The following is a 15036-nucleotide window of genomic DNA, read 5'->3' as shown; positions in this document are numbered from 1 at the left end:
GGCGTCTAGAACCTTTGGAAGAGCAATGGCCTCTCCGAATCTGTGGGCAGCAAGGCGAAGGCCACGCTAGCCCCGAACCCGATGGCCACGCAAGCGAATTACACCGACGGGCCCTTCTTGCGTAGTTCGTCGACCGTCGTCATGGCGCCACGCAATTCGTCGAGCCACTCCTGGGTGTGCTCGCCGACGAGCTTCACGGCCCAGGCCAGAGCGTCGGCCCGGGAGCGGGCGACGCCGGCGTCGACGAGAGTGTCCAGCACGCGACGCTCGGGCTGACGCAGGCGTGTCATGACCGGGACGGCGAGGTGGGTGAACAGGACCACCTCGGACCCGGTCCGAACTCCCCACGCGACCTTGCGGCCGTATCGCTTCTCTGCCTCGTCGGCGATCTGCATGCGGTCGCCCCGGGTGGTTTCGCGGAATCGCGCGATGCGGCCCTCGGTGGCTGCGGATGAACTGTCCTGCTCCACGGGCAGTGTCCCGACGACGACGATTTCCTCTCGGTCGACCTCGACCGAGGCGGCACCGTCGAACCAGGTGTCCGGGAGGCGGCCACCGAACCAATCGGCTGCATCGGTGGCATCCGGAATGTCTGCGTGCTGCCAGCCGCCGGGGCGACCGAACGAGCGTCCGTTGGGTTTCATGGGGACTCCTCGATGGACGTTGTAAGACTGATTACATAATTACATCTTATTTCGAGATCGTGCCACCGGTGTTTCGCGGATGCACTGGGGCATGATCGACCCCGTGCGCACTTCGAGAAGACCGACGACTCTGGCCGCGATCGTGTCCGTACTGGCATTGGTGCTCGCCGCTTGCGGGCAGAGTGGGCCGGATCAGCCGCAGACTGTCGCCGAGCAGTTCGCGGAGGCGGTGAACAGCTCGAACATCGATCAGGCGGCCGCGTTGACCACCGACCCGGCCGGCGCGACGGCGGCGCTCACCGGGCTGTACGACGGGCTTTCGGCCGGCGGTACGGTGACGGCAACTCCCGATTTCGAGGCAGTCGACGCCAACGAGGATGCGGGCACGTTCACGTTGAATGCCGGCTGGCGCTTCTCGACGACCACCGACGGCACCGCCGAACCCGACGGCGAACCGAAGGAGTGGAGCTACACCACCTCTGCGACAGCGGCCGAGACCGAGCAGGGCTGGAAGATCACCTGGGATCCGGCGATGTTGGTTCCGGGCCTGACCGCCGACTCGTCGGTGCGTTTCACTCCCACCGATGCGCTCGTCGCACCGCGCATCTTCGACGACAACGGCGTCGAGCTGATGTCGCAGCAGGTGGTGACCCTCGTCAACGCCGATGCGACGGCCGATCCGGCAGCGGTCGCGAATCTCGTCGGCTCCGTCGTTCCGGGTGTCACGGCCGAATCGGTGGCAGCGACTGTTGCCGGCGCGCAAGGTGACTCAGCGACGATCGTCACCCTTCGTCAGTCCGATATCGACCCCATCGGTGCTCAGCTCGCGACCGTCCCCGGAGTCACGCTGGCTCCGCAGACGCGGCTGCTCGCCACCGACCGGAACCTCGTTTCGCCGGTCCTCAACGACCTGACGACGCTGTGGGAGCAGGAGCAGGCCGCCAATCGTGGATGGGCTGTGCAGGCCGTTGCCGCGGACGGCTCCATCACCCCGCTTGCCGGCCGCGACGCCGCAACGGGAGACGACATCGCGACCACCCTGGATTCGGCACTGCAGCTCAAAGCCGAGAATGCTCTCGCGTCGCTGCCGCAGCAGGCGGCCATCGTTGCACTTCGGCCGTCGACGGGTGCGGTTCTCGCCGTGGCGCAGAACGCCGCCGCGGACGCCGAGGGTCCGATCGCCCTCACCGGTCTGTACCCGCCGGGGTCGACGTTCAAGACGGTGACCACCTCGGCTGCACTGCAGTCCGGTGCAGTCACCCCCGATACCGTGCTGCCGTGCCCGGCGACCGAGAACATCGAGGGTCGGCAGATCCCGAACGACGACAACTTCGATCTCGGCAACGTGCCGCTGCACACCGCTTTCGCCAGGTCCTGCAACACGACGATGGGCCGCCTGGGCGTGGCACTCCCACCGAACGGACTGACCGACGCGGCCGCGCAGTACGGCCTCGGCGTCGACTACGTAACCCCCGGTCTGACGACCGTCACCGGGTCGGTGCCGTCCGCCGACACCCCGGCGCAGCGGGTCGAATCCGCCATCGGTCAGGGGCAGGTGACCGCGTCGCCGTTCGGAATGGCGCTGGTCGCGTCGTCGATCGCGAACAACGGATTGCTCCCACCGACGGTGGTCCCCAGTGAGCCGGGAGTGGGAAACATGCAGCCGGCAGCGGTGAACCCCCAGGTCACCGAGCAGATCAAAGCCATGATGCGCGAGACGATCACCGGCGGAACGGCCACAGCGCTGAACGACATCCCAGGGTTGCTCGGCAAGACCGGCACCGCCGAATTCGGTGCGAACAACGAAGGAGCGCACGGCTGGTTCGTCGGTATCTCCGGCGATCTCGCGTTCGCGGTGTTCGTCAACGACGCAGGCAGTTCGACCCCGGCCATCGAAGCTGCGGGTCGTTTTCTGCGCTAGTCCAGGTCCGGAACCAACCGGGGCGTATCCCAATCGTGACCGGCTCGTATGAATCCCGTGCTTGTTACTCATGTGACTACAGTGAATATTGTGACTCATGAGTTCTATGAGTCGTGCCCGTCGTGGCCCGCGCAAGGTCCGCGGTCGCTACCTCGTCGCCGTTGCAGCATCGGCGACGTTGACGGTCTCGGCAGCGTTCTGGATGGTCGATCGCCCACCGAGCGAGGCAGAGGTGCTGGTCTCGAAATTCGTCGATGCCCTGGACAACCGAGACGTCGCTGCTGCTGCCGCGATGACGACCTACCCCAACGCCGCGACGGCCGCGCTGAACCAGATGTTCGACGGCTTGTCGGCCGACGGCATGTCCACCGGGGATTTCGACCTGACCCAGTACATGGACCTCTCCGACGAAAGTGGCTACTTCACTCTCGCGTCGGCGTGGAACTTCGGTGAGGGCAAGGACTGGAAGTACAGCGCTCAGGGCTCGACCAAGAAGCTCAGCGTCGGCTGGCGCATAGCGTGGGATCCGGCCACTCTCGTCCCGGACCTCACCTCGGGCGGATCGGTTCGATACACCCGGACCGACGCTGCCCCGCCGCTGATCTTCGACGCCGCGAACAACGTGCTGATGAGCGAGCGAACCATCAACGCCATCTCCCTCGACCCGGCGCAGACGAGCGATCCGGCGGCGTCCACCGCGCAACTCGCAGACGTCATCGATGTCGTCGCACCGCTCATCACCTCCGAATCGATGCTGGCCGAGCTGAACTCGTCCGGCGGTGCACCGATCACCGCAGTGACCCTGCGCGACGACGATTTCGCCGTCCTCGAAGACGACCTGCGTGCCGTGCCGGGAGTGGTGGTTTCTCCGCAACCCAAGCTCATCGTCGACGACCGTCGGATCACCTCACCCGTGCTCGACTCGTTGCGAAGTGCATGGCAGGAAGGGCGCGACGCCACCGCAGGCTGGGCCGTCGACACCTACACCGTCGACGGAATCGGTGAGCGCCGTGTCGGTTTCCAGGGCCCTGGTGGTCCTGACCTGCACGCAACGCTCGATCCGCGCGTTCAACTCGCCGCCGAGAATGCGGTGGTCATGGCGGGGTCGTCGGCGTCGATCGTCGCCCTGTCCACCTCGACCGGTGCCATTCTCGCTGCGGCACAGAACAGTTACGCGAACGAGCAGGGCGACGTGGTGTTCGGGGGCTCCTACCCGGCCGGCACCGCGTCGGAGTTGGTCAAGGCGGCACAGTCCGATCGCGGCGACGACAGCGCCGAGGATGCAGCTGCGGCACTGGGTCTCGGTGTCAGCTACTCGATGCCCGGACTCGACGCCTACACCGGAACTCCCGCCGACAGTCGCAGCGCGATCGACGGTATCAGGGCCGTGTCGACCGCCTCCGGTGACGAGGCGACCGTGACTCCGTTCGGTCTCGCACAGATGGCGGCCGCGATCTCACGGGGCAGCGCTCCGACTCCGACGATCGTCGCCGGTCAGACCGCGGTCGCCAATCGTGAGTCCCGGGCACTCGGGTCGGATGCAGCAAATCGGTTGCGCGGCATACTTGCCGACTCGTCCCGCACCAGCGGTCTCGACACGTTCGACGGGGTGCAGGGATTCGCCGGGGAAAGTGGCGACGATCGCTTCGTGCTCGCCACCAGCGGTGATGTCGCGTTCGCGGTCTACATCGAGGATGCGGACGGCGGGGATCAGGCAGTGCGCATGACGAGCCGGTTGCTGCAGGAGATGGCGAACCCCGTCGAGTAGGGCAGGAATGGAGCCTGCGAAATGACCAGGGATTCGGGTCGATCGTTAGGCACGGTAGTTTTATTCGGTGACTGTGCTCGATTTCGGACTCCTGGTGGTGGCCGGGTTCTTCGCCGGGCTCATCGGGTTCGTCACCGGGCTCGCATCGCTGGTCTCCTACCCTGCGCTGCTTGCGGTGGGTCTGCCAGCGGTGTCTGCGAACGTGACGAACACGGTCGCCTTGGTCGCGGCCGGTGTCGGGGCGACGGCGAGTTCCTCGGCCGAGCTCGCCAAGGACGGCAAGCAGCTGGTTCGGTACGCGATCTACTCGGCTCTCGGCGGTACCACCGGTGCGGTTCTGTTGCTCAATACGCCGGACGGTTCGTTCGAGGTGGTCGTACCGTTCCTGGTGGCGATGGCAGCCATCGCGCTCCTGCTGCAGCCGAGTATTCGAAAGCTGTCCGGCGGCAGAGAGTTTCCGACGCTCTATCCGCTGGCCCTGTTCGCCGTGGCGATCTACGGCGGCTACTTCGGGGCCGGGGCAGGCGTCATCTTTCTGGCGTTGGCGTTGATCTGCACTTCGGATACCTTCTGGCGCGCAAGCGTTCTGAAGAGCTTCTTCCTCGGCATTGCCAATCTGATTGCGGCGATCATCTTTTCGTTCTTCGGTCAGGTGCACTGGTGGGCGGCACTTGCGCTGGCCATCGGATGTTTCGTCGGCGGTGCCTGCGGGCCACCGACGGTCAAGGTGATCTCGCCGATCATCCTGCGCGTCGGCGTCGGGATTCTGGGACTGGGTCTCGCCGGATGGCTGGGGTATCAGGCCTTCGGCTGACGGGCGGTCACCTGTTCGCTACTTGCGCGACGGTGCGCCGAGAGTGATCAACTCCGGCGCAGCAGGGGCACCGCAGCAACCGCCGCTCGACGGGGCGTCGGGCTCGTCGAACAGGCCCGCGCCGCCGCAGACGCCGGTGTCGGGCAGTGTCAGCTCGACCTTTCGTGCGCCCTCGTGGTCTCCGGCGAGTTCGGCTGCGATGCTGCGAACCTGCTCGTATCCGGTCATTGCAAGGAACGTCGGCGCGCGGCCGTAGCTCTTCATACCCACCAGGTAGAAGCCGGGCTCGGGTTGGGTGAGTTCTTCGACTCCGTGCGGTGACACCGATCCGCACGAATGCATGTTGGGGTCCACCAATTCGGCGACGAACTTGGGTGCCTGCAGGGTGGGATCGAGATCGAGGCGAACCTCGGACAACCACGACAGATCCGGTCGGAAGCCGGTGAGTGCGACTACGCGATCGACATCTCCGATGCGAGCGCCGGTATCGCCGACGAGGGTCATCCGATCACCCTCGACCGCAACGGTTTCGGTGCGGAATCCGGATTGCACGGTGAGGAAGCCGTCGTCGACGGCATTCTTGGCGCGTTGTCCCAGCGCGCCGCGGGCGGCGAGTTCGTCGGCTTCGCCGCCGCCGAACACGTCTGCGGTGACGCCTCGGCGCACGGCCCAGGTGAGCGTCGTTCCCGGTTCCTCTGCAGCGAGTTCGGCGAAGGTGATGATGGCGGTCAGGGCGGAGTGGCCGCTGCCAGCGATGACCGTGTGCTTGCCCGCGAACTGGGCGCGAATCGCCGGATCGGTCAGATCGGGGACCCGGTAGTCGATTCTGTCGGCGGAGAACTTCTCGCCGATGGCCGCAAGCCCCTCGCTACCCAGTGGATTCGGAGATCCCCAGGTGCCCGACGCGTCGACGACCGCGCGGGCGAGAACACGTTCCTCGCTGCCGTCGGAATGCCGGATGTGCACGGACAGCGGCTCGGTGTCGCGGCCGGCGTCGACGACGCGGTCGCGTCCACGGCGGGCTACACCGACCACTTCGGAATCGACTCGAACAGCGTCTCCGAGGACAGCGGCGAGGGGCGCGAGGTACCGCTCCACCCATTCGCGACCGGTGGCGTAGGTGTCGCCGTCCGGTGCGGTCCAGCCGGTCGGCTCGAGCAACCGTGCGGCAGCGGGGTCCACTACCTCGGACCACGGGGAGAACAATCGCACGTGGTTCCATTCGGACACTGCCGCGCCCGCGGACGGCCCGCGTTCGAGAACGACGACGGCAGAGCCGGTTTCGGTGAGATGTGCTGCGGCGGCGAGACCGATGGGTCCTGCGCCGATCACTACTACGGGGTATTCGTTCATGACTGATCTACCTTTCCTCGTCGAGCGAGAGTGTTCACTGCTGCGCGTGCGGTACGGCCGACGCCGATGAGCGTTGCCGATGCCGGTCCGGTCCAGTCGCCGTACCCCAGGAACATAAGGGTCGACTCGTCGTGAATATGATTGTCTTCCAACGTGATCCGAGGTCCGTCGGTGTGCAGATGCAGCGGCTGCAGATGCCGCAGCGCGGGCCGAAAGCCGGTGCACCAGACGATCGCATCCAGTTTCTCCGTCGTGTGCCCGTCCGTCACGCCGTCGGTTGTGATCGCCGTGAACATCGGCCGGGCCTGCAGGACGCCGCGATCCCTGGCCTCCTTTACCGGCGGGACCATGACGATGTCACCCAAGCCTGCGACCCCGCCGGTATCGGAGTCACCCGCTGCCAGCGCTCGGGCGCGGTCGCTGGCGACATCGAACAGCACGCGCCCATCGACGTCGTCGGGCAGGAATTTCGGTTCGCGGGCGGTGAACCACAGGGTCTCGGCCACGGTGGAGATCTCGGCAAGTATCTGAGCAGCCGAGTTTCCGCCCCCGACGATTCCTACCCGCTTGCCCACGAATCGATCCGGTGTGCGGTAGTCGGCGGCATGCAGTTGGGTCCCATCGAATTCACGCATGCCCGGGTAGCTCGGCCAGAAGGGCCGAGACCATGTTCCCGTCGCGTTGACGACTGCTGTGGCGGTGTACGACTCACCATCTGTGTCGATTCGGTAGCCGCCCGGGACCCGCTGCACGGCCGTCACCCGGACGGGCCGGTGCACCGGCAGTTCGTACTTCTTCTCGTACGCTCGCATGTAGTCGACCACATGAGACGCGGGTGGGAAACCGTTGTGCCACGGAGGCATCGGCCAGCCGGGGAGTCGCGAGTACTCCGCCGGTGAGAACAGGTGCAGCGACGGCCAGTAGTCCTGCCAGGACCCTCCGGCATGCGTCTGGTCGTCGAGAACGACGAAGTCGAGCCCGGCTCGTCGCAGGTAGTACCCAGCGGCCAGTCCTGCCTGACCGCCGCCGATCACCACCACGTCGTACTTCATTCGAGTCAAGCGTCGGTGCCGCGCATGCGAGATGCGAGTTCCTCGACGCGAGCGGCAATATCGTCGCGGACCAGACGCATGCGTTCGATGCCGTCGATACCGCGCTCGGACGGCTCGTCGGTGTTCCAGTTCTCGAACGTCGGACCGTCCACTGGTTCCACATGTGCCTCGCTGCCGAGGGTGACGACGTAGTCCATGCGGGCGAGCAGATCGGGATCGATCGGCTTGGGTGCTTCGCCCGACAGGTCGACGCCGACTTCGAGAAGAGACTCGGCCGACAGTGCGTTGACGGCACCTCCCGGTTTCGTTCCGGCCGAGTGCACCTCCACCGAACCGCCCGCCGCCTTACGCATCAGACCGGCGGCCATCTGAGACTTGCCGCCGTTCTTGACGCAGACGAACAGCACGCTGGGTGTCGTCATGACGCGGAACTCTGCTTTGCCGGAACCAGTTCGGCGATCAGGTCCTCGATTCGGCCTCTGATCTCGTCGCGAATCGGCCGCACCGCCTCGACGCCTTTGCCCGCCGGATCGGCCAGTGCCCAATCGCGGTAACTCACTCCGGGGAACACCGGGCAGGCGTCGCCGCAGCCCATGGTGATGACGACGTCGGATGTCTCGACGGCCTCGGGTGTGAGGATCTTCGGAGACTGCGACGAGATGTCGATGCCGACCTCGGCCATGGCCTCGACCGCCGCGGAATTGATGGTCTCTGCGGGTGCGCTACCGGCAGAACGCACTTCGACGGTATCGCCGGCGAGGTGGGACAGAAAACCGGCGGCCATCTGAGATCGACCGGCGTTGTGGACGCAGACGAAGAGAACACTGGGTGTGTCGGACATGGAGTCGTATGCCTTTCGAGCGCGGAGGCCGATGCCTCAGGCCGGTACGGTGGTGGTGGTCAGCTCGGTGAGCAGTTGGCGGACACGCGCGTCGAGATCATCGCGGATGCGACGCACTTCGTCGATGGATTTGCCGTCGGGGTCGGTCAGTTGCCAGTCCAGGTAGCGCTTGCCGGGGTAGACCGCGCACGCATCGCCGCATCCCATGGACACCACGACATCTGCGGCGGCGACGACGTCGTCGGTCAACGGCTTGGGGAATTCGCTGCCCAGGTCGATGTCGAGTTCTTCCATCGCCTGCACGACGATCGGGTTGATTTCGTAGGTCGGGGCCGAGCCCGCGGATCGGACGTGGACCAGTCCCCGTGCGTGGTGTTCGAGCAAGGCCGCGGCCATCTGGGAGCGTCCGGCATTGTGGACGCAGATGAACAGCACCTCGGGCACGAGTTTCGGTGCGTCACCCTGTGATTGGGCGAGTGCAGTGAGACGGTCCGCGGCGAACTTGCCGGCCAGAGTGGTCAGGTGCGTGTGAATCTTCGAGGTTCGACGCAGTGCGGTGTAGGACTCGAAGACGTAACGCTCGACGGTTTGGGTGGAGAAGATGCCCTCGTATTCCGCAGCGAGTCTCTCTGCGGTGCGCGAGAGAATTGCTTGGGGCATCAACAGTTCGGGCTGGGCGCGGTGGCTGCTGGGAGAAAGGTTGTCGGACATCAGGACTCCTTTGTCGCTGTGGTCGCGGACGAACTCGGGGCGAAGCGTTTACGCAGTGCGAGCGAGACGTAGACGAGGCCGACCAGTACCGGCACCTCGATGAGTGGTCCGACGACTCCGGCGAGTGCCTGCCCGGATGTCGCGCCGTAGGTCGCGATCGCGACGGCGATGGCGAGCTCGAAATTGTTGCCTGCAGCGGTGAACGCGAGGGTGGTGGTGCGCTCGTAGCCCAGACCCATCGCGGCACCGAGGGCGTAGCCGCCGCCCCACATCACCGCGAAGTACACCAGTAGAGGCAGCGCGATACGCACCACGTCGAAGGGCTGTGACGTGATCTGATCACCCTGCAGCGCAAAGAGAATGACGATGGTGAACAGCAGGCCGTAGAGCGCCCACGGGGCGATCCTGGGGATGAACTTCTCCTCGTACCACTCGCGGCCCTTGGCGCGTTCACCGAAGAAGCGCGAGGCGAATCCCGCAATCAGCGGGATTCCGAGGAAGATCAGCACCGATTTCGCGATCTGCCAGGGCGAGGCTTCGATGGTCGTCTGTTCCAACCCGAGCCAGCCGGGCAGGACCGACAGGTAGAACCATCCGAGGATGGCGAACATGAAGACCTGGAACACCGAGTTGATCGCCACCAGAACCGCGGCGGCTTCTCGGTCGCCGCAGGCGAGGTCGTTCCAGATGATGACCATCGCGATGCATCGGGCCAGACCGACGATGATGAGCCCGGTGCGGTATTCGGGTAGATCCGGCAGGAAAAGCCATGCGAGAGCGAACATCAGGGCCGGACCGAGGATCCAGTTGAGGACCAGCGACCCGATCAGTAGTCGCTTGTCGCCGGTGACGGTGTCGAGGCGGTCGTAGCGCACCTTGGCCAGCACCGGGTACATCATGATCAGCAGGCCGATGGCGATCGGGAGCGACACGCCGTCGATGGAGATGGACGACAGTGCGTCGTTCAGACCGGGGATCATGCGTCCGAGGATCAGGCCGACGACCATGGCCACGCCGATCCATACGGGCAGGAACCGGTCGAGGGTGGAGAGCTTGCCGACTACGGCGGTATCGGTCGTCGTACTCATGCCATGACCTCCGTTGACTCCGCAGCGTTCAGCACTGCCGACAGTTGCTGCAGCGCAGCGGGAACGACCGAGTAGTAGACCCAGGTGCCGCGCCGTTCGCAGTCGAGCAGCCCCGCCTCGCGCAACACCTTGAGGTGATGGGAGATGGTGGGCTGCGACAAGTCGAATGCGGGGGAGATATCGCAGACACACGCTTCGCCGCCTGCATGGCTGGCAACGAGGCTGAGCAGACGCAGGCGGACTGGATCTCCCAGTGCCTTGAACATCCGGGCCAGATCTCCGGCCCAATCCTCGGTCAGGGGTTCGTGGATCAGCGGCGAGCAGCACTCGCCGTCGACGGACGACCGGTCTTGGTTCGACATGCGTCTATATTGACGTTCATCGAACCAGCCGTCAAGTGAACAGTTGCCGAACGCGGATCAGTCGGTAGGCGACACCGAGCACGACCACGACGGTTCCGACGGCAATGGAGGTGGCGGGCAGCGTCGCAATCAAGACGACGCAGCCGATACTGCCGACGATCTGCAGAACCTTGGGGTACCGCCGGTTCTCGGTGTCCTGGGTATGGGCGCTCAGGTTCGCAACCAGGTAGTACAGCAACACCCCGAACGACGAGAAGCCGATGGCATTGCGCAGATCGACGACGAGAACGAGGACGCAGACGATCACTGCCAGAGTGAACTCGGCGCGATGCGGAACCGAGTAGCGGGGATGGACCGCGGTCAGATACGACGGCAGGTCGTCGTGGCGGGCCATTGCCAGCGACGTGCGGCCGATGCCTGCGATCAGCGCGAGGAGGGCTCCCAGCGCGGCCAACGCCGCGCCGATGCGCATCAGCGGTGACGCCCACGAATGTCCGGATGCCACAACCAGATCGACCAGAGGAGCCGACGACGACGCCAGTGAGTCGGAGCCCAGTACCGACAACAGGATCAGTGCAATCACCGCATAGACCAGTAGTGCGATACCCAGGGCGGAGACGATGGCGCGCGGAATGGTGCGCTCGGGCCGGACGACCTCCTCGCCCAGGGTGGCAATGCGCGCGTAGCCGGCGAAGGCGAAGAACAACAGGCCGGCCGACTGCAGAATTCCGTACCACCCACTGTCGGCGAACGAGCCGAGCCCGGCGACGTTCGGCTCGATCGAGCCCGTGAGTCCCAGGACGACACCCACGACGAGCACGGTGAGCACGGCGGCGACCAGAATCTTCGTCAGCACGGCCGTGCGGGTGATGCCGAAGTAGTTCACTGCCGTCAACGCAACGATGGCAAGCACAGCAACGACTTTCGTGTACCCGACAGGTGCGACGTAGGCCGCGAACACCAGCGCCATGGCTGCGGAGCTGGCGGTTTTGCCGATTACGAAGCTCCACCCGGCCAGAAAGCCGGGCCACTCGCCGAGCCGCTCTCGGCCGTAGATGTACGTTCCGCCCGACGTCGGATACTGCGCGGCGAGTTGAGCCGACGAGGTGGCGTTGCAGAACGCGACGACCGCGGCGATGGCGAGACCGATCAGCAGACCCGCGCCCGCGACGGCCGATGCGGGAGCGAACGCCGCGAACACCCCGGCTCCGACCATCGAACCGACACCGATGGCGATGGCGTCGAACAGCCCGAGTCGACGGCTGAGCGATGGCGGATTCGTCATGCCGGGAACCGATCGTCGATCACGGCGACAACTGTAGGTGCTGCACTCGACTCGGCGTCGATCCTGTCAGCGCAGTTCCTGGAACTCCGACAGCAGCGCGAAGGTGGCCTCGCACAATTCGGTCTGCGTCAGCAGGATGCCGACCGTCCCGTCCGGGTCGACGAAGAAGTCGGTGCCCTGCCCGCCGGACCATCCGTAACGGCCGAGGTGCTCTCCTTCGGTGACGACCGAGACGCCGAATCCCCACCCCGTACCCGGCCAGAAGCCCGGGTAGAAACTCTCGTCGGTCTTGATCGACGCGGGCACCTGGTCGTGTGTCATCAGCTCCAGGTGCTCGGTCGACACGGACGTCGGGATCGCACGGAGAAAGCGGTGAAAATCGGTCGCGGTCGACACCAGCTCGCCGTGACTCACGTCGACTGGGGGCGGTCCCGCACAGGGTCCGCCCGCGGCGGGTTCGGTTTCGATCAACGACCCGTCCTCGTACCGGTAGGCCGCCGTCAGGCGATGGCATCGGTCGGTGGGTACCCACAGTCCGGTGTCGGGCATGTCGAGCGGCCCGAACAGGTCGTCGCGGAGATGATCCTGCAGAGACCGGCCGACGATACGAGAGACGAGGATGCCGAGGATCGCGAAGCCGTGGTGGTAGCGCCACCCGGTACCGGGCTGAAAAGTCAGCGGAAGATCCGCCATGCGTGCCAACCACTCGTTTGCGCCGAGCGGAGACGGCGCGGGGCCGGCCTCCGTGTCGTTGGCCCGCATCGCCCGAGCAAGCGGGGTGTCTCCCATCTGAATTCCGTACCCACTGGTGTTGGTGAGCAAGTGCCGCAACGTGATCGGCCGGTCCTGCGGAACGGTGTCGTCGAGTGCAGCGTCGGGACGGGTGAGCACAGGGCGGTCGGCGAGTTCGGGAAGCCAGGGTACGACGTCGTCGTCGAGCGTCAGCCGGCCCGCCTCCACGAGCCGCAGGGCGGCCACGCCGGTGACGATCTTGGTCATCGACTGAATCCGGACCAGTGCGTCGACCGCCATCGGTGGACCGCCGACCGCCGATGACCCGACCGCGACGGGTTCCGCATCGGGGCCACCCAGGAGCGCCGTTGCCCCCGGCATCAGTCCAGCGTCGATGTGCCGGGTCAACAGTTCGCGCACGGTCTCGCTCACGGACTCATCGTGTCACCGCAGCGGTCCGGATTCCAGCGCTGGCTACTTTTGATACACGTCCGGGATGCCGTCGTGGTCGTCGTCGCGGGTCTCTTCGGTGTGGATGTCGCGGTAGGCCTTGTTGCGGCTGCGCAGGATGATGGCGGCCAACGATGCCGCGATGATCGAACCGGTGAGGACGCCGACCTTGACGTGGTCGTCGCGCTGAGTTCCCTCGCCGAAGGCAAGGTCGCCGATCAGCAGCGAGACGGTGAATCCGATACCCGCGAGCATCGAGACGCCCAGGACGTCGAGCCATTTCAGTCCGGCGTCCAACGTCGCCCGGGTGAAACGGGATACGAGGTAGGTGGTGCCGAAGATGCCGATGGCCTTACCGATGACGAGGCCGGCGATGATGCCGATGGCGATCGGATCGGTCAGTGCGCTGGCCAGGCCGGAGAATCCGCCGACGGTCACACCGGCCGCGCAGAATGCGAACAGGGGCACCGCGATGCCCGCCGAGATCGGCCGAATCTTGTGCTCGAAGTGCTCGGCGAGGCCGGGGCCCGCTTCGGGACCACCGTTGGCCTTGCTGCGCATCACGGGAACAGCGAAGCCGAGCAGCACGCCCGCGACGGTGGCGTGAACGCCGGACTCGTGCATGAGTACCCAGGTCACGACCGCCAGCGGGATGAGAATCCACCACGAGCGGACGCGCATCTGTACGGCCACCGCGAACAGGGCGAGCGGAATCAGTGTCAGGCCGAGCGCGATGAAGTTGATGTCGTCGGTGTAGAAGATGGCGATGACACTGACGGCCAGGAGGTCGTCGACCACAGCCAACGTCAGTAGGAAGGTACGCAGCGCGGTCGGCAGGTGGGTGCTGATCACGGCGAGCACGGCAACGGCGAACGCGATGTCGGTCGCGGTGGGGATTGCCCAACCGAGCAGTGCGCCGTCTCCGGTGCCGAGGTTGATCAGCACGAAAATGACTGCCGGAACTGCCATTCCGCCGATCGCCGCGGCGACAGGAAGGGCCGCACGTGCGGGATCGCGGAGATCGCCTGCGACGAATTCTCGCTTCAGTTCGAGTCCGACGACGAAGAAGAAGATGGCCAACAGTCCGTCGGCGGCCCACGTCGAGAGCGTCAGATCGAGATGCAGCGCCGACGGTCCGACGCGGGTGCTCATCAGCGAGTCGTAGGCAGCGGACCACGGTGAGTTGGCCCAGACCAAGGCGATGAGGGTGGCGACGAGGAGCAGTGCGCCACCGACGGTCTCCTTGCGGAGGATCTGTGCGACGCGATCTGCCTCGGACCAGGAGCCCCGGGAGAACAGCGGCAATCGCGTTTTCGGGGTTGATGAATCTGTCACGGAGAGAACGCCTTTCGGTAGCTTCGTCGAGCTGCGAACCGACCGAATATCAGACAGTGGGTACGCAGCACAGAGTTGTTGCCGACCAGACTTCCCGGCGCACCGTGGATCATCCTATCGCGTCGAGGCCGTTCCCGACGAACTCGGCGTCAACGAACGCTCGGCACGAATTTCGCCAGTGCACGCCAACCCAGTAGCAGAACTGCCGTGGCCAGCGTTGCCACGACGATGAACGACCCGGCTGTTCCCTGCCCGGTCAGTGCACGCAGCACCATGCCCACGACAACCGTCATCACCCACACGACGATGCCCGTCGGAACGATGAGAAAAGCGTCGAACTTGTTGCGGTACAGCGCAAACGCGACGACCCAGCCGATGGCGGCACCGACGACGAACGGCCAGGCGGTGTGGAACAGGCCGGACAGTGCGGTGGCCTCGGCGTGACTGCGCCGACCGATCGCGGCGAACAGCAGGACCATGGCCAGATCGAGGACGCCGGCAACTACAGGAGAACGAAACTTCACGCGCACCACTGTAGACACCGACGGCGAAAGACCCGCACCGACGATTGCGATGCGGGCCTTTCGCGGGTCCACCCAGGGCGGATCAATGTGGGTTTCAGTCAGTTGGACTGCAACAAAGCCGCATTGATCCGGCGGGGGAGGGGTGAAGCGGGGGAG

General features: G+C 65.5%; 15 protein-coding genes. 3 read left to right on the top strand and 12 right to left on the bottom strand.

Features of this window, described 5'->3' with window-relative positions:
• Nucleotides 1-98: 98 nt before the first annotated feature.
• Entirely contained in the window at nt 99-644 is a 546-nt protein-coding gene (locus CH283_RS22325; RefSeq protein WP_068049016.1) for a hypothetical protein, read from the bottom strand.
• Between the two features lie 91 nt (nt 645-735).
• Between CH283_RS22325 and CH283_RS22320 the strand changes: the two genes are divergently transcribed.
• From CH283_RS22320 to CH283_RS22310, 3 genes are all read left to right on the top strand, one after another.
• Nucleotides 736-2565, top strand: coding sequence for a penicillin-binding transpeptidase domain-containing protein (locus CH283_RS22320; protein WP_094640504.1), 1830 nt, complete (start codon nt 736-738; stop codon nt 2563-2565).
• Between the two features lie 106 nt (nt 2566-2671).
• Nucleotides 2672-4333: an NTF2-like N-terminal transpeptidase domain-containing protein gene (locus tag CH283_RS22315; protein ID WP_176460201.1), complete on the top strand. Its 1662-nt coding sequence runs from the start codon at nt 2672-2674 to the stop codon at nt 4331-4333.
• 67 nt (nt 4334-4400) lie between these two features.
• The gene (locus CH283_RS22310; RefSeq protein WP_068049019.1) at nt 4401-5147 is read left to right on the top strand and encodes a sulfite exporter TauE/SafE family protein; all 747 of its coding nucleotides are present in this window, start codon (nt 4401-4403) and stop codon (nt 5145-5147) included.
• Nucleotides 5148-5165: 18 nt separating this feature from the next.
• Here the strand turns inward: CH283_RS22310 and CH283_RS22305 are convergent, their stop codons facing one another.
• From CH283_RS22305 to CH283_RS22255, 11 genes are all read right to left on the bottom strand, one after another.
• The gene (locus tag CH283_RS22305) at nt 5166-6500 is read right to left on the bottom strand and encodes an FAD-dependent oxidoreductase (protein WP_094640488.1); all 1335 of its coding nucleotides are present in this window, start codon (nt 6498-6500) and stop codon (nt 5166-5168) included.
• Nucleotides 6497-7552 (bottom strand): ArsO family NAD(P)H-dependent flavin-containing monooxygenase, encoded by a 1056-nt coding sequence (locus CH283_RS22300; protein WP_094640489.1) that lies wholly within the window; start codon nt 7550-7552, stop codon nt 6497-6499. Before CH283_RS22300 ends, CH283_RS22305 begins: the two co-directional genes overlap by 4 nt.
• Before the next feature lie 5 nt (nt 7553-7557).
• The gene (locus CH283_RS22295; protein WP_068049029.1) at nt 7558-7974 is read right to left on the bottom strand and encodes an arsenate-mycothiol transferase ArsC; all 417 of its coding nucleotides are present in this window, start codon (nt 7972-7974) and stop codon (nt 7558-7560) included.
• Nucleotides 7971-8393: an arsenate reductase ArsC gene (locus tag CH283_RS22290; RefSeq protein WP_068049031.1), complete on the bottom strand. Its 423-nt coding sequence runs from the start codon at nt 8391-8393 to the stop codon at nt 7971-7973. The genes CH283_RS22295 and CH283_RS22290 overlap by 4 nt, the downstream gene beginning before the upstream one ends.
• Nucleotides 8394-8429: 36 nt before the next feature.
• Nucleotides 8430-9104: an arsenate reductase ArsC gene (locus CH283_RS22285; RefSeq protein ID WP_094640490.1), complete on the bottom strand. Its 675-nt coding sequence runs from the start codon at nt 9102-9104 to the stop codon at nt 8430-8432.
• The gene (gene arsB / locus CH283_RS22280; protein WP_068049037.1) at nt 9104-10192 is read right to left on the bottom strand and encodes an ACR3 family arsenite efflux transporter; all 1089 of its coding nucleotides are present in this window, start codon (nt 10190-10192) and stop codon (nt 9104-9106) included. Before arsB ends, CH283_RS22285 begins: the two co-directional genes overlap by 1 nt.
• A complete protein-coding gene (locus CH283_RS22275) occupies nt 10189-10554 on the bottom strand; it encodes an ArsR/SmtB family transcription factor (protein WP_094640491.1) in 366 nt (121 codons plus the stop codon). The genes arsB and CH283_RS22275 overlap by 4 nt, the downstream gene beginning before the upstream one ends.
• A gap of 31 nt (nt 10555-10585) precedes the next feature.
• Nucleotides 10586-11839 (bottom strand): APC family permease, encoded by a 1254-nt coding sequence (locus CH283_RS22270; protein ID WP_094640492.1) that lies wholly within the window; start codon nt 11837-11839, stop codon nt 10586-10588.
• A gap of 66 nt (nt 11840-11905) precedes the next feature.
• Entirely contained in the window at nt 11906-13003 is a 1098-nt protein-coding gene (locus CH283_RS22265) for a serine hydrolase domain-containing protein (protein WP_217901132.1), read from the bottom strand.
• A gap of 42 nt (nt 13004-13045) precedes the next feature.
• A complete protein-coding gene (gene nhaA, locus CH283_RS22260) occupies nt 13046-14356 on the bottom strand; it encodes a Na+/H+ antiporter NhaA (protein ID WP_068049049.1) in 1311 nt (436 codons plus the stop codon).
• A gap of 149 nt (nt 14357-14505) precedes the next feature.
• Nucleotides 14506-14886 (bottom strand): DUF3054 domain-containing protein, encoded by a 381-nt coding sequence (locus tag CH283_RS22255; protein ID WP_373455117.1) that lies wholly within the window; start codon nt 14884-14886, stop codon nt 14506-14508.
• Nucleotides 14887-15036: the final 150 nt, after the last annotated feature.

It is taken from the genome of Rhodococcus sp. 05-2254-2 (genome assembly GCF_002259095.1).
GTDB lineage: Bacteria > Actinomycetota > Actinomycetes > Mycobacteriales > Mycobacteriaceae > Rhodococcoides.
Note: the sequence above shows the minus strand (reverse complement) of the source record. Positions and strands in the feature narration are given on the sequence as shown.